This window comes from Pseudomonas sp. RP-B7, from assembly GCF_059803535.1.
Genome location: NZ_JAPFHC010000009.1, coordinates 1 through 15,591, shown reverse-complemented (window position 1 = coordinate 15,591; position 15,591 = coordinate 1). Strand labels below are relative to the sequence as shown.

Below are 15,591 nucleotides of genomic sequence, written 5' to 3'. Positions count from 1 at the left end.
GCCGCGTGCCGCTCTACGTCTTGTAGTTAAGCTGTAGTTGGCTAATGGCGTGCGCGCCAGCATCGCATAGCTGAAATGGTGATTGAAACAAAACTGTCATGAAATCAGCTTTTTGCAGACAAAAAAAGGGGCTCATAAAGCCCCTTTTTTGACTGGCTCGGGTTTATTGACCCGGAATGTCTTTGCGCAGTTTCACTGGGTCCTGCTGTTTCTTCTTTTTCGCGATGGCGGTGCGCATCTTGATGTTCACCGCTTCCACTGCCAGCGAGAACGCCATGGCGAAGTAGACGTAGCCTTTTGGCACATGCACATCGAAGGCTTCGGCGATCAGTACCGTACCCACTACCAGCAGGAACGACAGCGCGAGCATTTTCAGCGACGGGTGCTTGTCGATGAAGTCGCTAATGGTGCCGGCGGCCAGCATCATCACCAGTACCGCAACGACGATCGCAGCGACCATGACCGGTACATGGGAGACCATGCCGACCGCAGTGATCACCGAGTCCAGGGAGAACACGATGTCGATGATGGCGATCTGGATGATGGTGTAGATGAACTTGCCACCGGCGCCCTTCGGCTCGTCGTGGGTTTCGTCTTCGCCTTCCAGCGCGTGGTACATCTCCTGGGAGCTTTTCCACAGCAGGAACAGGCCACCGAAGAACAGGATCAGGTCGCGACCGGAAATGCCTTGGCCGAAGACCACAAATAGATCGGCGGTCAGTCGCATGACCCAGGTGATCGAAAGCAGCAACAGGATCCGGGTGACCATAGCCAGGGCCAGGCCGAAAATCCGGGTGCGCGCCTGCATGTGCTTGGGCATGCGGCTGACCAAGATCGAAATCATGATGATGTTATCGATGCCCAGGACGATCTCGAGAGCCGTCAGGGTGAAGAAGGCAATCCAGATTTCCGGATTGGTCAGCCATTCCATGTGTATTCCTTTGCGCGTGTGTTAGACCGCGCCGGCTTAGGGCCGGCGCAGTTGGGTTGAACGATTATAGAGTGCTGAACAGCGGAAAAATCCCCATCAGCAATGCGGCGAACATTATGCACAGGCATACCAGCACTGCCCACTTGAGGGTGAAGCGTTGGTGATCGCCGAACTCGATACCGGCCAGGGCCACCAGCAGGTAAGTCGATGGCACCAACGGGCTGAGCAAGTGCACCGGCTGGCCAACGATCGAGGCGCGGGCCATTTCCACGGCAGTGATGCCGTAGTGGCTGGCGGCTTCGGCGAGTACTGGCAGTACGCCGTAGTAGAACGCATCGTTGGACATGAAGAAGGTGAATGGCATGCTCACCAGCGCGGTGATCACCGCCAGGTAAGGGCCCAGCGCGTCAGGGATGACTGCCAGCAAGCTCTTGGACATGGCATCGACCATGCCGGTGCCCGACAGGATGCCAGTGAAGATGCCTGCTGCGAAGATCAGCCCGACCACTGCCAGAACGCTACCGGCATGAGCGGCGACGCGGTCTTTCTGCTGCTGCAGGCACGGATAGTTGACGATCATCGCGATACTGAACGCCACCATGAACAGCACCGGCAGCGGCAACAGGCCCGCGATCAGGGTGCACATCAGGGCGAAGGTCAGCGCGCCGTTGAACCAGATCAGTTTCGGACGGCGGGCGTCCGGGTATTGCGACACGCTGATCTCGCTGTGGTCGATTTCGTCGCCTTGCAGGTGCAGTTCACCCAGGCGGGCACGTTCGCGCTTGCCGTACATGTAGGCAATCACCAGGATCGCGACCACGCCGGCGGCCATCGCCGGGATCATGGGAACGAAAATATCCGACGGGTCTACATGCAGTGCACTGGCGGCACGGGCGGTCGGGCCGCCCCAAGGCGTCATGTTCATCACGCCACCGGCGAGGATGATCAGGCCGGCCATGATCCGCGGGCTCATGCCGATGCGCTGGTACAGCGGCAGCATGGCGGCCACGCAGATCATGTAGGTGGTGGCACCGTCACCGTCGAGGGACACGACCAGGGCCAGTACGGCGGTGCCGACCGAGACTTTGAGCGGGTCGCCCTTGACCATTTTGAGGATCTTGCGCACCGCCGGGTCGAACAGGCCGGAGTCGATCATCAGGGCAAAGTAGAGAATCGCGAACATCAGCATCACGCCGGTCGGCGCCAGCTTGGTGATGCCCGCAAGCATCATCGGGCCGATCTCGGGTGCGAAACCGCCGAACAGGGCGAACAGGATCGGCACGATGATCAGGGCGATCAGCGCGGACAGGCGCTTGGTCATGATCAGGAACATGAACGTGATGACCATGGCAAAGCCAAGGAAAGTCAGCATAGGAATACTCCAGGCGTAGCGCGGCTAGGGAATGGCGAACCGGGTGGGGCTCAGCGCAGAACGAAAGGCACGAGGCGTACGGGTGGAGTCGGGGCGAACAGGCGGGTACGGGCGGACATCGGGAATCACCATTGTTGTTGTTAACAGCCGGTCTGTTGCCGGCAGTGGGGGCGATCCTAGACGGGAAAGCTTTCAGCCAGCTTTCGTCGGGAAAACAGGTGATGAAGGGAAGAGGCACAATCTTGGGATTTATGCAGATCCAAATGTGGGAGCGGGCTTGCTCGCGAATGCAGTCCGTCAGTTGATGATGCATCGACTGACACTGCGCTTTCGCGAGCAAGCCCGCTCCCACATTTGGAGTATGTTTGGCTGGAGTTCTTAGGGTAGTTCGAGGCCGCCAGCGGCTTTGTGCAGGGCTCTCAGATGCTCACCCACCTGCTTGAGGTTGGCCTCACACGCAGCAATCTCATCGGCCCGGGCCGGATCGAGCAGTGCCCTCACCTCTTTATCCAGGTCGCCGGTCAGGGATTGCAGCTGTTTCTGGCGCTCGGCGCTTTCCGATTCCAGGCGCTTGGCTTCCGACGGTTGCGGCAGGCCGTAGCCAGTGCTGCCCAGCAGCTCCGCCGGGCGGCTGAGGAAGCCGCTGTTGGCGAGGATCTGTTGCAGGGTGTTGTTGGCCTTTTCCATGCCGCCGTTTTTCAGCTCGCGGGCACCCAGGTAGCGTTGTTTGACTTCGTCCTGTGCGAGCATCAGTTGCTTGCGATAGCTCGCTTGTTCCAGCAGCAAGAGCGCGGCGCTGGTGCGCAGGTCGGCGCTGTCGAACCACGGGCGGCGTTCGGCGGCGCTGAGGGATAGCCAGTCTTCGACCTGGGTCTGCTTGATCGGCAGGTGTTTGCGCAGCACGTCGAACATTGCCTGGTAGCGCTCGCGGAACGAGTCGAAGTGGTAGCCCAGGCGCAAGGCGTTGCGTTTGTCGTCGAGCACGCTGGTGTCGGCCAGGCCGCGGGCGCTCAACACCTCGAGCAAACCGTTGGGGGTGATGTTGTCCAGGCCGGTCAGTTGGGGGTTGGCGCTGCCACTGCGTAACAGTTTCAGGCTTTCGACCGCACAGTTGTTGGAGATGAAGAAGTAGCTGCCGTCGTAGCTCCAGTGCATTTCGGCGGCATGCTCGACGGTATCGTTGATTTCCTGGCGTGTGAGTTTCAGTGGCACCGACGCCAGGCCACGCAGTTCGGTCTTGGTGTACTCGTCGATCACTTGGGCCAGGGGCAGCACGAACAGCCGCGACGGGTATTTGCCGACCAGGCCGTCCCAACTCGACAGCTGTACGTCACCGACGAAAGCGCGGTAGGACAAAACCAGATGCTGATCCAGATCCAGCCGACAATCCGGACCGCGCGGGCGGCCAGGCGCACAGATCACCAGGCGCAACATGCTGTGGCCCCAACGGCTGACCAGGTTCTGGTTGGCTTCGGCGAGCAGGTAGTCGATCTCGTAGACGCGTTCCGGGTCGATCTGGCCCAGCGGGGTCTTGGCGAAGTCGTTGCCGGCGTTGAGAAAGGCGTAGGTCTTCGCGCAGGCGTCCTGTGTCGGCGGCGCCCAGCCGAAGTGCTCCTTGTAATAACGAAACAGCGCGGGGCGACGGCAGGCGTAGCTCGGGTCGAGCAGGAAGTACTCCATGTTGACCGCGACGAACTCCAGCGGGCTGGTGGTTTCGTAGATGTCCGGGCTGCGGGCGACCTGGCGGTTGTGCTGTTCGCGCTCGCCACGACGGCCGACGTATTGCGGCCAGCCGGCGAGGTCCAGCAGGCGCGGGTCGTCGCTGAGGGTGAAGCGGCGGTCATTCTGGCCACGGCATTGGTCGGGCAGGCCGATCAGGCCGGTGAGCTTGTTCTGGCGGCTGCAGCGGTTGATCAGTGCGCGGTCGTCGTTGGACCACAGGCGTGCACGGTCATAGATGTGGGTCAGTTCATGCAGCACGGTGGCGAGCATTTCCCGGCGCACGGTGCCATGGGGGCGATTGGTCTTCTGGGTGGCGGCGCTGCCGTCGGTCAGGCTGTCGAGCAGGTTGCTGTTGAGGTCCAGTTCGGACACCAGCGACGCCTGGCCGTAGGCGTTTTCGGGCATCTTGTCGGTCCAGCCGACGTCGATTTGCCGGTCCAACTGTTCGACGAAGCGCGGCGGCAGTGAACGCAGCGCTTCATCGAGCAATGCCTGGCTGGCCTGCTGTTGCGCGGGGCTCAAGCCATCGGTCTTGAGCCGCAGTTGCAGGCTGGCCTGGGCTGCGCTGGCACAGAGCAGCACAGTCCCGGCCAGGAGCCAGGCGGCGAGGCGCCTCACAGCGCGAGGATAGCTTCGGCGAGGGTCTGGTCGCTGGCGTCGCGGGCTTCTGGCACGCGGGTGCGCAGGGTATCGAAGGCGGCTTCCAGTTGTGCGCCGCGAATCTCGCCGTTGCTGGCGACGAAACTGGCTGCATCATCGTGGGCTTCGCGCACGATTTTGGAGTCGCGGATGGAGGTGGTGGTGTCCGAGGTGAAATCAATGGTGCGACCGGAGGCACGCACAATGATGTTACTGGTGGCCACCAAGGTATGCGCCTGGGCAACGTCGGCCAACAACAGTAGGCCTAGGGTGGCGGCGATCAGCGGGCTACGCATGGAGTGACTCCGAAATACAAAGATGTTTATTGGACGAGAATTGCTTGCGCCAGTTCACGATCGCTGGCGTTTAGTTTTGGGTGGGTGCGGCGCAGGTAATCCAGTGCGGATTCCAGGCGTGCTCCCCGCCATTGGCCGTCAGTGGCGATGAACGCGGCAGCGTCATCCCTGGCGGCCACGATTTTGCGGTCGAAGGGCGCGGAAGTCACCTTGCTGGTGGCGTACGCGCTCGCGACGGTGCCCTGGGTGGTCACGTCAAAGGCCGAAGCCGTGGGCGACCAGCAGGAGGAAAACAATACAGGGACAATTAAAAGGCGGTATGAAAAAGCCATGGGACTCGACAACTGAAAACGAGCGTCAAGGCTAGCGTAATGCCCCGGCGAGAGCCAGCGCCGAGGCATGCGGTGTGTCGTCAGATGGCCAGGATGGCTTGGGCCAGTTGGGCGTCAGTCGCGGTGTTCAGTTGCGGCGCTTGTTGGCGGATCTGGGCCAGGGCGCTTTCCAGCTTCACGCCACGGATGGCGCCTTCGCTGGCGACAAAACTGGCGGCGTCGTCACGGGCGGCGCGCACGACTTTGTTGTCACGCAGGGACGAGGTGGCATCGGAAGTGGCGTCGGAGGTGGCCTTGAGCGCGCCAACGATCGAGTCAGTGGTCACGATCAGGCTGGTCGCGTTGGCGTTGGCAGCCACGGCCAACAGGGCGGCAGCACTCAGCAGGCGAAGACGGGACATGGGGTGACTCCTTTAGATGAACGGATAACGTGGCGCAGGGCGGCCATTGGGGATCAGACGCCTGTTCTACACAGTTCGCCACGCGGTGGCTGGATATTAAGCCGCCGCTTATCCGTTCGGAAAGCATCTTGACCGACTAGTCACGCCAGAACGGCTTGGACAGCTCGGTCATTCGATCAGCGGGGCTGATGCCGAGATCCGACAGTTCACGAGGATCGAGTTGCGCCAACTGGCGCCGTTCGTGGGCCTGGCGCGCCCACTTGGCAAGGGTGCAGAGCAAGCGTTTGTAGATGGGGGTTTGGGTATCCATGGTGGGCGCCTTTCTTTCATGAGGTCCTGGAACACCATGTTGGGGGAGTCGTCTTGACCGATACAGATACACCGATGTCAAATTGTACTGCTTATCTGTTATATTTTTTCAACTGTACCTGTCCGTGTGTATGGCTACTGTTTTTGCCGCCAGAAAGCCCAATCCCAGAAACAACAAAGCCCGCCTCCGGTCTCCCGGGGCGGGCTTTGTTTTGACAAATCAGGTTGCTGGCAGTGGACCCGGCAGGTCAGGGCCAGCGAGCGCTAAATTAGCGCCAGAACGGCTTGCTCAGCTCTTCGTAGCGTTGAGCTTCGCTGATACCGGCGTCAGCCAGCAGACGCGAATCCAGACGAGCCAGTTGGTGGCGGCTGGAGATGCGGCGCTGCCACAGCATCAGGTTGGCGAGAACGCGCAAAGGCAGGGAGGCCTGGGTGTTTACAGCTTTTTCTTCGAAGAACAGTTCGGAACTGAGTGTACGTTCCATGATGACATCCTTCCGCTTGTGGCGGGATTAGGTAGTGGTTTAACTGATGCCAATGATCCTCCTCCGGCGCAAGACTCTCTAGATACAGTTCACCTGTATTGTGAGGGGCCAGTTAACTGTTTATGGGTGCTGTACTGTACGGAAATGGGGCAACTGTACCTGTCTGCACTGAAACAGTGCGAAATAGGCATTTTCAACGAGGGATGTGGGATTTTTCGGTGGGAAATGACCAGTACAGCAGTACAGTTTTTTACAGAAGTGCGGGTGATTGAGTCGGGCTGATGAAACTGTGTTTGCATCAGCCCGCATCTGTATCAATCACGCCTTGAGCATGTGCCCGGTTTCTTCCAGGTTGATGTGCCAGCTCAGTGCTTCACGCAGGATGTGCGGGGTATGCCCGCCGATGGCGCAGGCGGCATCGAAGTAAGTGTTCAGCGCGTCGCGGTACGCCGGGTGCACGCAGTTGTCGATGATCACCCGCGCACGTTCGCGTGGCGCCAGGCCGCGCAAGTCTGCCAGGCCCACTTCGGTCACCAGGATGTCGACGTCATGTTCGGTATGGTCCACATGGCTGACCATCGGCACCACGCTGGAGATCGCACCGCCCTTGGCAATCGACTTGGTGACGAAGATCGCCAGGTGCGCATTGCGCGCAAAATCGCCGGAGCCACCAATGCCGTTCATCATCCGCGTGCCGCAGACGTGGGTGGAGTTGACGTTGCCGTAGATGTCGAACTCCAGCGCGGTATTGATGCCGATGATGCCCAGGCGCCGCACCACTTCAGGGTGGTTGGAAATCTCCTGCGGGCGCAATACCAGCTTGTCCTTGTAGTGTTCCAGGTTGCCGAACACATCGGCATTGCGCCGCTCGGACAAGGTGATCGAGCTGCCCGAGGCGAAGCTCAGCTTGCCGGCGTCGATCAGGTCGAACGTGGAGTCCTGCAACACTTCCGAATACATGGTCAGGTCTTCGAACGGCGAGTCGATCAAGCCGCACATCACCGCGTTGGCGATGTTGCCGATCCCGGCCTGCAGCGGGCCGAGTTTGTTGGTCATGCGCCCGGCGTCCACTTCCTGCTTGAGGAAGTTGATCAGGTGATTGGCGATGCCCTGTGTGTCGCTGTCAGGCGGCGTTACGGTGGAGGCGGAGTCGGCCTGATTGGTGATCACGATGCCGACGATTTTCTCCGGCGGGATCGGGATTGCGGTGCTGCCGATGCGGTCGTCGACTTTCACCAACGGGATCGGCGTGCGGGTCGGCCGATACGTTGGGATATAGATGTCGTGCAGCCCTTCCAGGTTGGGGTTGTGCGCCAGGTTGATCTCGACGATCACCTGCTTGGCGAAAATCGCGAAGCTGGCGGAGTTGCCCACGGAGGTGGTCGGCACGATATGGCCTTGCTCGGTGATCGCGACGGCTTCGATTACCGCGATGTCCGGCAGCTTGAGCTGGTTGTTGCGCAGTTGTTCAACGGTTTCCGACAGGTGCTGATCGATGAACATCACCTCCCCCGCGTTGATCGCCTTGCGCAGCGTGCTGTCGACCTGGAATGGCATGCGGCGGGACAACACACCGGCTTCGGTCAGTTGCTTGTCCAGGTCATTGCCCAGGCTGGCGCCGGTCATCAGGGTGATTTTCAGCGGCGACGACTTGGCGCGTTCGGCCAGGGCGTGGGGCACAGCCTTGGCTTCACCGGCGCGGGTGAAGCCGCTCATGCCGACGGTCATGCCGTCTTCGATCAGTGCGGCGGCGTCGGCCGCGCTCATGACCTTGTCTAACAACGAAGGCAAGCGGATGCGATCACGGTACATGGATTCTTATCTCAGGCTACGGAAGCAAGGTGCGCAGTTTAGTGATTTCAAAAAAATTCGGCCCGCTACCATGGTCGAATGCCGGGCAGCGTTTTAGAGCCTTTGGTCGGGTTTCATGCAGTAATAAAAAACCCCAGCCTACAAGAGGCCGGGGTTTTGAGTATTGCGCTGTAGCAGTGTTACTCGACGGCTTTGACCATATCTTCGATGACCTTCTTGGCATCACCGAAGACCATCATGGTCTTGTCCAGATAGAACAGCTCGTTATCCAGGCCGGCATAGCCGCTGGCCATCGAGCGCTTGTTGACGATGATGGTCTTGGCCTTGAACGCTTCCAGGATCGGCATGCCGGCAATCGGCGAGTTCGGGTCGTTCTTGGCGGCCGGGTTGACCACGTCGTTCGCGCCCAGCACCAGCACCACGTCGGCCTGGCCGAACTCGGAGTTGATGTCCTCCATCTCGAACACCTGGTCGTAAGGCACTTCGGCCTCGGCCAGCAGCACGTTCATATGGCCGGGCATGCGGCCCGCCACCGGGTGGATCGCATACTTCACGGTCACGCCGCGGTGGGTCAGTTTTTCGGTCAGTTCCTTGAGCGCGTGTTGCGCGCGTGCCACTGCCAGGCCGTAGCCTGGAACGATGATCACGGTGTCGGCGTTGGTCAGCAGGAAGGTCGCGTCGTCGGCCGAGCCGGATTTGACCGGGCGTGCTTCTTTGGCGCCGGCTGCGGCACCCGCATCCGGCGCATTGCCGAAACCGCCGAGCAGTACATTAAAGAAGGAACGGTTCATCGCCTTGCACATGATGTACGACAGGATCGCACCGCTGGAGCCCACCAGGGAGCCAGCGATGATCAGCATCGAGTTGTTCAGCGAGAAGCCGATACCTGCTGCTGCCCAGCCGGAGTAGCTGTTGAGCATCGACACCACCACCGGCATGTCGGCGCCGCCAATCGGGATGATGATCAGCACACCCAGCACGAACGCCAGGGCCAGCATCAGTGCGAAGGCAGTGAGGTTGCCGGTGAACATGAACGCCAGGCCCAGGCCCAGGGTGGCGAGGCCAAGCACCAGGTTGATCTTGTGCTGACCGCCGAACTGTACTGGTGCGCCCTGGAACAGGCGGAACTTGTACTTGCCCGACAGCTTGCCGAACGCGATCACCGAACCGGAGAAGGTAATCGCACCAATGGCTGCACCAAGGAACAGCTCCAGGCGGTTGCCCGCAGGGATGGCGTCGCCCAGGTGTTTGACGATACCCAGGGACTGCGGCTCGACCACCGCAGCAATCGCGATGAACACCGCTGCCAGGCCGATCATGCTGTGCATGAACGCCACCAGCTCCGGCATCTTGGTCATTTCTACGCGCTTGGCCATGATCGAGCCGGCGGTGCCGCCGATCAGCAGGCCAACAATGACGTAACCGATACCGGCTGTTGCGAGTTCAGCGCCCAGCTTATAGATGAGGCCTACGGTAGTAAGCACCGCCAGCGCCATGCCGAGCATGCCGAACAGGTTGCCGCGACGCGACGTGGTCGGATGCGACAGGCCTTTGAGGGCCTGGATGAAGCAGATCGACGCGATCAAGTAGAGCGTCGTTACCAGATTCATGCTCATTACTTAGGCGCCTCTTCTTTTACTTTCGGGGCTTTCTTCTTGAACATCTCAAGCATCCTGCGGGTTACCAGGAAGCCGCCGAACACGTTGACCGCTGCCAGGGCCACGGCCAGGGTGCCCATGGTCTTGCCCAGCGGGGTCACGGTGAGGGCGGCGGCCAGCATGGCGCCGACGATCACGATCGCGGAAATCGCGTTGGTCACCGCCATCAACGGTGTGTGCAGCGCGGGGGTGACGTTCCAGACCACGTGGTAACCGACATAAATCGCCAGCACAAAGATGATCAGGTTGTAGATACCGGGGGAGATAAGCTCTTCCATCGTCTGAATCCCTGCTTAGGCGTTTTTGCGGATGACTTGGCCGTCGCGGCACATCAGGCACGCGGCGACGATGTCGTCTTCGAGGTTGATTTCAAACTGCCCTTCCTTGGTGAAGACCAGCTTCAGGAAGTCCAGCAGGTTACGCGCATACAAGGCTGACGCGTCGGCGGCGACAGCGCCGGCGAGGTTGGTCGGGCCGCAGATGATCACGCCGTTCTCCACTACCACTTGGTCGGCGACGGTCAGCGGGCAGTTGCCACCCTGGGCGGCCGCGAGGTCGATGACCACCGAGCCGGGTTTCATCTGCGCGACGGTGTCGGCGCTGAGCAGGGTCGGCGCTTTACGGCCGGGGATCAGTGCGGTGGTGATCACGATGTCGGCCTGCTTGGCGCGTTCGTGCACGGCCAGGGCCTGGCGCTGCATCCAGCTGGTTGGCATTGGGCGCGCGTAACCGCCGACGCCGACGGCGCATTCGCGCTCTTCATCGGTTTCGTAGGGCACATCGACGAACTTGGCGCCGAGGGACTCGATCTGCTCTTTTACGGCCGGGCGTACGTCAGACGCTTCGATCACCGCACCCAGGCGTTTCGCCGTGGCGATGGCCTGCAAGCCCGCCACGCCGGCGCCCAGGATCAGCACGCGAGCGGCTTTGACGGTGCCCGCGGCGGTCATCAGCATCGGCATGAAGCGCGGATAGTGATGAGCGGCGAGCAGCACGGCTTTGTAACCGGCGATGTTGGCCTGGGAGGACAGCACGTCGAGACTCTGGGCGCGCGAGGTGCGCGGTGCAGCTTCGAGGGCAAAGGCAGTGATGCCCCGCTCGGCGAGCTTGGCGATGGTTTCGTTGCTGAACGGGTTGAGCATGCCCACCAACACGGTGCCGCTTTTGATCAGCGCAAGTTCGCTGTCGCTGGGGGCCACCACCTTGAGAATCAGCTCGGCGCCAAACGCATCGTTGGCGCTGCCAATGGTTGCGCCTGCCGTTTCATAGGCACTGTCAGTGATGCTGGCTTTAATGCCGGCACCGCTTTGTACAGTGACCTTATGGCCCTGGCCGATCAGCTTCTTGATGGTTTCCGGGGTGGCAGCCACCCGCGTTTCACCGGTCTGGGTTTCGAGAGGAACACCAATGTGCACGTCAAATCTCCTGCATGATCTTTTTGCTTTTGATCTTTTTGTAAAAAGGCCAGTGCACCGTGAGTGGCGCATCTGGGGCGGCCGATCAGCACGATCCCGCTGAAATGACAGCGGGGCGCGGCATTTTGCAGGCGAACTTTACGGCCTTCAAGGGATTATGACGGGTGACGAAAAATTAACTACAAGTCACCCTGTGACTGATTGTCGCAATGCTTTGAAATAACCTCTTCAAATACAGAGGTTTAAAGGGCTACAGGCATTTATCGGGTCTTTTGCCATCGCTGATGTGAATAGTCGGGCATTGGCTTGTGAGAGTCGCTGAAGGCCATGAAAATCATGGCTTTGGGCCTTATCTTTGGTCAGCAGGTACAGTCTGCTGAAATGCGACATATACGTACATCTGTAGGATTTGATTTTTGCTGACTACAAAGTCAGCAATTGCCTCGTGTCCTTTAAATACTGGGGCTATAGCGGTGTGATTGATCAATCAGCCAGTCTCTGAAAGCGTGCAGCGAGGCCGATTCGACTTTTCTGTCGGGAATCATCAAGTAATAGGCCTTTGAACTGGTCAGTGCCTCGGGACTTGCAATCACGAGTTGGTGTTCATCCAACTCCCGCTGGATAAGGAACGGCGGGATCAGCGCGATCCCCATGTCATGCATGGCTGCCTGGGACAGCATTGAGAATAGCTCGTATCGGGGGCCTGTCATGTCGCGGGGCACGTTCAGTTGCTGGGCGTTGAACCATTGGCGCCAGGCGTAAGGCCGGGTGGTCTGTTGTAGCAAGGGCAGTTCCGCGATCTCCTGCGGGGCAAATTGTGTACGGCTGGCCAGCAGCCGTGGGCTGCACACGGGGACAGGGTTTTCTCCCATCAATCGGTGGGATTCTGTACCGGACCAATCGGCATCACCGAAGTAGATCGCTGCATCGAAGTCGGTATCGGCAAACAGGAACGGACGCGTGCGGTTGGTGAGGTTGACCGTGACTTCCGGATGTTGGCGCTGAAAGTCCTTGAGTCGGGGTATCAGCCACTGAGTGCCGAAGGTAGGGACGACGGCCAGTTCGATCACGTTGGCGCCCTGCTGGCCCATGACCGACAAGGTATCGCGCTCCACCGCGTCCAGCTGGGTAGCAACGCGACGGCTGTAGGACAGGCCCGCTTCCGTCAACTTGACCCCGCGACGCGAGCGCCGAAACAGCTCGACACTTAAAAACTCCTCAAGGCCGGCGATTTGTCGGCAGATGGCGCCCTGGGTGATGGAGAGCTCTTGCGCAGCCTTGGTAAAGCTCTCGTGGCGGGCCGCCGCTTCAAAGCTGACCAGGGCGGTGGTGCTGGGAATTTTTCTGCGCATGTACCTTGTCCTCACATATAAAACGCATAGGCGGCGCTATTTAGTGTTTCGAAGTGAGAAATTAGCACAAGCCTATGCAGAAACCTCGTTTGCCCTCCTCGCTCGTCCGGCCTAGGCTCCATCCACGACTTCTGATTTATCTTCGCGAGGACTTATTCATGGCTGGCAAGGCAAGCTTCAACTGGATCGATCCACTGCTGCTGGATCAACAGCTCACCGAAGAAGAGCGCATGGTGCGTGACAGCGCTGAGCAATTCGCCCAGGACAAGCTGGCGCCGCGTGTGCTCGAAGCCTTTCGCCATGAGAAGACCGACCCGGCCATTTTTCGCGAGATGGGCGAAACCGGCCTGCTGGGGGCGATGATTCCCGAGCAGTACGGTGGCAGTGGCTTGAACTACGTCAGCTATGGATTGATCGCCCGTGAGGTGGAGCGTGTCGACTCCGGCTATCGGTCGATGATGAGCGTTCAGTCGTCCCTGGTGATGGTGCCTATCAATGAGTTCGGTACCGAAGCACAGAAGCAGAAGTATCTGCCTAAGCTGGCTTCTGGTGAGTGGATTGGCTGCTTCGGTCTGACCGAGCCGAATCATGGTTCCGACCCGGGCGCGATGATTACTCGTGCGCGCAAAGTGGAAGGCGGCTACAGCCTGACGGGCGCGAAGATGTGGATCACCAACAGCCCTATTGCGGATGTGTTTGTGGTGTGGGGCAAGGACGATGCAGGCGACATTCGTGGATTTGTATTGGAGAAGGGCTGGAAAGGCCTGAGCGCTCCGGCGATTCACGGCAAGGTGGGTCTGCGAGCCTCGATCACTGGCGAAATTGTCATGGACAACGTGTTTGTGCCGGAAGAGAACATCTTTCCGGACGTGCGGGGTTTGAAGGGGCCTTTCACCTGCCTTAACTCGGCGCGTTATGGCATCTCCTGGGGGGCGTTGGGTGCAGCTGAGTTTTGCTGGCACACCGCACGCCAATACACGCTGGATCGTCAGCAGTTTGGACGACCGTTGGCGGCAACCCAGTTGATCCAGAAAAAGCTGGCCGACATGCAGACCGAGATCACCCTGGCGCTGCAAGGCTGCCTGCGGTTGGGTCGGATGAAGGATGAAGGGACGGCGGCGGTGGAGATCACGTCGATCATGAAGCGCAATTCGTGTGGCAAGTCCTTGGACATCGCGCGCATGGCGCGGGACATGTTGGGCGGTAACGGTATCTCCGACGAGTTCGGGGTGGCGCGTCATCTGGTCAACCTGGAAGTGGTCAACACCTATGAAGGCACCCATGACGTGCACGCGTTGATCCTGGGGCGTGCGCAAACCGGTCTTCAAGCGTTCTATTAATAGGAGTTCGGTATGGGCGCGCTTTCGCATCTGCGGGTACTGGATCTGTCGCGAGTGCTGGCGGGGCCGTGGTCCGGGCAAATTCTTGCGGACCTTGGGGCTGAGGTCATCAAGGTCGAACGGCCAGGCAGTGGGGATGACACTCGCGCGTGGGGGCCGCCCTTCCTTAAGGATGCCTATGGCGAAAACACCAGTGAAGCGGCGTATTACCTGTCGGCCAATCGTAACAAGGAGTCTGTGACGATCGACTTCACGCGACCGGAGGGGCAGAAGCTGGTGCGTGACCTCGCAGCCAAGTCCGACATTCTGATCGAGAACTTCAAGGTGGGTGGTCTGGCTGCGTATGGGTTGGACTATGAGGCGCTCAAGGAGATCAATCCGGAGTTGATCTATTGCTCGATCACCGGTTTTGGCCAGACGGGGCCTTATGCGGCGCGTGCGGGCTATGACTTCATGATCCAGGGATTGGGCGGGCTCATGAGTCTGACCGGGCGGCCCGAGGGGGATGATGGGGCCGGGCCTGTCAAGGTTGGCGTGGCGTTGACTGACATTCTCACGGGGCTCTACTCCACCGTGGCGATCCTGGCGGCGTTGGCCCATCGGGATCATGACGGCGGCGGGCAGCATATCGATATGGCGCTGCTGGATGTGCAGGTGGCATGCCTGGCGAATCAGGCGATGAATTACCTGACGACGGGGGTGTCGCCGAAGCGTTTGGGCAATGCGCATCCGAATATCGTGCCGTATCAGGATTTTCCTACTGCCGATGGCGACTTTATCCTGACAGTGGGTAATGACGGGCAGTTTCGAAAGTTTGCTGAAGCCGCTGGGCAGCCGCAGTGGGCGGATGATCCGCGCTTCTCTTCCAACAAGATGCGGGTGGCCAACCGTGCACAGTTGATTCCGTTGATTCGGCAGGCGACGGTGTTCAGGACGACGGCTGAATGGGTGGCGCTGTTGGAGCAGGTTGGCGTGCCATGTGGGCCGATCAATGATCTGGCGCAGGTGTTTGCCGATCCCCAGGTCAAGGCGCGTGGGTTGGCGATGGCGTTGCCCCATGCACTGGCGGGAATGGTGCCTCAGGTGGCTAGCCCTATCCGATTGTCCAAGACTCCCGTGGAGTATCGCAGCGCGCCTCCTCTGCTTGGCGAGCATACGGTTCAGGTGTTGCGTGAGGTGCTTGGATTGGAGGACGCCAATGTGGCTGCTCTGAGGGCTGCAGGGGTTATCTAGGTCGCTTCTTCTATATAGAAGGGATCAGGAGGCTGTTTTGGTGGTTTTTTAATCAGTTTCGGTTAATTGATAGAAAAACCAAATTAATGGTTGACGGCAGATTCTGGATGTCTATAATTCGCCCCACTTCCGGCGCAGTCGAAACGGAAAACTCCTTGGTAAACAATGAGTTACGCAGTTTTCGGCAGCAGGTCGCTTCAGTTCATCGAAGCGCTCAGGAAGTTGAAAAAGAGGTGTTGACAGCAGCGTGTAACGCTGTAGAATTCGCCTCCCGCTAACGAGAGATCGTAAGCG

Annotated in this window: 15 protein-coding genes; 2 read left to right on the top strand and 13 right to left on the bottom strand. The window is 59.7% G+C overall.

Annotated elements, in window-relative coordinates:
* Window positions 1-163 precede the first annotated feature (163 nt).
* The 13 genes from OPU96_RS10705 to OPU96_RS10645 all read right to left on the bottom strand — a co-directional run bounded on the left by OPU96_RS10705 (window position 164) and on the right by OPU96_RS10645 (window position 12,724).
* The gene (locus OPU96_RS10705) at window positions 164-931 is read right to left on the bottom strand and encodes a TerC family protein (RefSeq protein WP_192298222.1); all 768 of its coding nucleotides are present in this window, start codon (window positions 929-931) and stop codon (window positions 164-166) included.
* 64 nt (window positions 932-995) lie between these two features.
* Window positions 996-2,303 (bottom strand): CitMHS family transporter, encoded by a 1,308-nt coding sequence (locus OPU96_RS10700; protein WP_192298223.1) that lies wholly within the window; start codon window positions 2,301-2,303, stop codon window positions 996-998.
* 378 nt (window positions 2,304-2,681) lie between these two features.
* Complete coding sequence (locus OPU96_RS10695) at window positions 2,682-4,643, bottom strand: DUF7844 domain-containing protein (RefSeq protein WP_192298224.1); 1,962 nt, start codon at window positions 4,641-4,643, stop codon at window positions 2,682-2,684.
* Window positions 4,640-4,960: a DUF2388 domain-containing protein gene (locus OPU96_RS10690; protein ID WP_192298225.1), complete on the bottom strand. Its 321-nt coding sequence runs from the start codon at window positions 4,958-4,960 to the stop codon at window positions 4,640-4,642. Before OPU96_RS10690 ends, OPU96_RS10695 begins: the two co-directional genes overlap by 4 nt.
* 26 nt (window positions 4,961-4,986) lie before the next feature.
* Window positions 4,987-5,292, bottom strand: coding sequence for a DUF2388 domain-containing protein (locus OPU96_RS10685; protein WP_192298226.1), 306 nt, complete (start codon window positions 5,290-5,292; stop codon window positions 4,987-4,989).
* Between the two features lie 80 nt (window positions 5,293-5,372).
* Window positions 5,373-5,693, bottom strand: coding sequence for a DUF2388 domain-containing protein (locus tag OPU96_RS10680; protein ID WP_192298227.1), 321 nt, complete (start codon window positions 5,691-5,693; stop codon window positions 5,373-5,375).
* A gap of 136 nt (window positions 5,694-5,829) precedes the next feature.
* Window positions 5,830-6,003 carry a DUF1127 domain-containing protein gene (locus tag OPU96_RS10675; protein WP_498559065.1) on the bottom strand — a complete coding sequence of 58 codons (174 nt, stop codon included), beginning with the start codon at window positions 6,001-6,003 and terminating at the stop codon, window positions 5,830-5,832.
* Window positions 6,004-6,271: 268 nt separating this feature from the next.
* Window positions 6,272-6,487: a DUF1127 domain-containing protein gene (locus OPU96_RS10670; protein ID WP_003187413.1), complete on the bottom strand. Its 216-nt coding sequence runs from the start codon at window positions 6,485-6,487 to the stop codon at window positions 6,272-6,274.
* 318 nt (window positions 6,488-6,805) lie between these two features.
* Window positions 6,806-8,299, bottom strand: coding sequence for a succinyl-CoA:acetate CoA-transferase ScpC (gene scpC / locus OPU96_RS10665; protein ID WP_192298229.1), 1,494 nt, complete (start codon window positions 8,297-8,299; stop codon window positions 6,806-6,808).
* A 179-nt stretch (window positions 8,300-8,478) separates the two neighbouring features.
* On the bottom strand, window positions 8,479-9,915 hold the full coding sequence (locus tag OPU96_RS10660) for an NAD(P)(+) transhydrogenase (Re/Si-specific) subunit beta (RefSeq protein WP_305391816.1): 1,437 nt from the start codon (window positions 9,913-9,915) through the stop codon (window positions 8,479-8,481).
* A complete protein-coding gene (locus tag OPU96_RS10655; RefSeq protein WP_003187417.1) occupies window positions 9,915-10,235 on the bottom strand; it encodes an NAD(P) transhydrogenase subunit alpha part 2 in 321 nt (106 codons plus the stop codon). The genes OPU96_RS10660 and OPU96_RS10655 overlap by 1 nt, the downstream gene beginning before the upstream one ends.
* 15 nt (window positions 10,236-10,250) lie before the next feature.
* The gene (locus OPU96_RS10650) at window positions 10,251-11,372 is read right to left on the bottom strand and encodes a Re/Si-specific NAD(P)(+) transhydrogenase subunit alpha (protein WP_192298231.1); all 1,122 of its coding nucleotides are present in this window, start codon (window positions 11,370-11,372) and stop codon (window positions 10,251-10,253) included.
* Window positions 11,373-11,824: 452 nt separating this feature from the next.
* A complete protein-coding gene (locus OPU96_RS10645; protein ID WP_226454816.1) occupies window positions 11,825-12,724 on the bottom strand; it encodes a LysR family transcriptional regulator in 900 nt (299 codons plus the stop codon).
* Between the two features lie 158 nt (window positions 12,725-12,882).
* On the opposite strand from OPU96_RS10645, the gene OPU96_RS10640 reads away from it, so the two are divergent.
* Together OPU96_RS10640 and OPU96_RS10635 are read left to right on the top strand one after the other, a co-directional pair.
* On the top strand, window positions 12,883-14,064 hold the full coding sequence (locus OPU96_RS10640) for an acyl-CoA dehydrogenase (protein WP_010207882.1): 1,182 nt from the start codon (window positions 12,883-12,885) through the stop codon (window positions 14,062-14,064).
* Between the two features lie 12 nt (window positions 14,065-14,076).
* Window positions 14,077-15,297: a CaiB/BaiF CoA transferase family protein gene (locus OPU96_RS10635; RefSeq protein ID WP_305391818.1), complete on the top strand. Its 1,221-nt coding sequence runs from the start codon at window positions 14,077-14,079 to the stop codon at window positions 15,295-15,297.
* Window positions 15,298-15,591: the final 294 nt, after the last annotated feature.

Excerpts from the sequence above, each read along its gene's own strand:
- OPU96_RS10705 (WP_192298222.1), bottom strand. The coding sequence starts at position 931 with ATGGAATGGCTGACCAATCCGGAAATCTGGATTGCCTTCTTCACCCTG.
- OPU96_RS10700 (WP_192298223.1), bottom strand. The coding sequence starts at position 2,303 with ATGCTGACTTTCCTTGGCTTTGCCATGGTCATCACGTTCATGTTCCTG.
- OPU96_RS10690 (WP_192298225.1), bottom strand. The coding sequence starts at position 4,960 with ATGCGTAGCCCGCTGATCGCCGCCACCCTAGGCCTACTGTTGTTGGCC.
- OPU96_RS10685 (WP_192298226.1), bottom strand. The coding sequence starts at position 5,292 with ATGGCTTTTTCATACCGCCTTTTAATTGTCCCTGTATTGTTTTCCTCC.
- OPU96_RS10680 (WP_192298227.1), bottom strand. The coding sequence starts at position 5,693 with ATGTCCCGTCTTCGCCTGCTGAGTGCTGCCGCCCTGTTGGCCGTGGCT.
- OPU96_RS10675 (WP_498559065.1), bottom strand. The coding sequence starts at position 6,003 with ATGGATACCCAAACCCCCATCTACAAACGCTTGCTCTGCACCCTTGCC.
- OPU96_RS10670 (WP_003187413.1), bottom strand. The coding sequence starts at position 6,487 with ATGGAACGTACACTCAGTTCCGAACTGTTCTTCGAAGAAAAAGCTGTA.
- scpC (WP_192298229.1), bottom strand. The coding sequence starts at position 8,299 with ATGTACCGTGATCGCATCCGCTTGCCTTCGTTGTTAGACAAGGTCATG.
- OPU96_RS10660 (WP_305391816.1), bottom strand. The coding sequence starts at position 9,915 with ATGAGCATGAATCTGGTAACGACGCTCTACTTGATCGCGTCGATCTGC.
- OPU96_RS10655 (WP_003187417.1), bottom strand. The coding sequence starts at position 10,235 with ATGGAAGAGCTTATCTCCCCCGGTATCTACAACCTGATCATCTTTGTG.
- OPU96_RS10645 (WP_226454816.1), bottom strand. The coding sequence starts at position 12,724 with ATGCGCAGAAAAATTCCCAGCACCACCGCCCTGGTCAGCTTTGAAGCG.
- OPU96_RS10640 (WP_010207882.1), top strand. The coding sequence starts at position 12,883 with ATGGCTGGCAAGGCAAGCTTCAACTGGATCGATCCACTGCTGCTGGAT.
- OPU96_RS10635 (WP_305391818.1), top strand. The coding sequence starts at position 14,077 with ATGGGCGCGCTTTCGCATCTGCGGGTACTGGATCTGTCGCGAGTGCTG.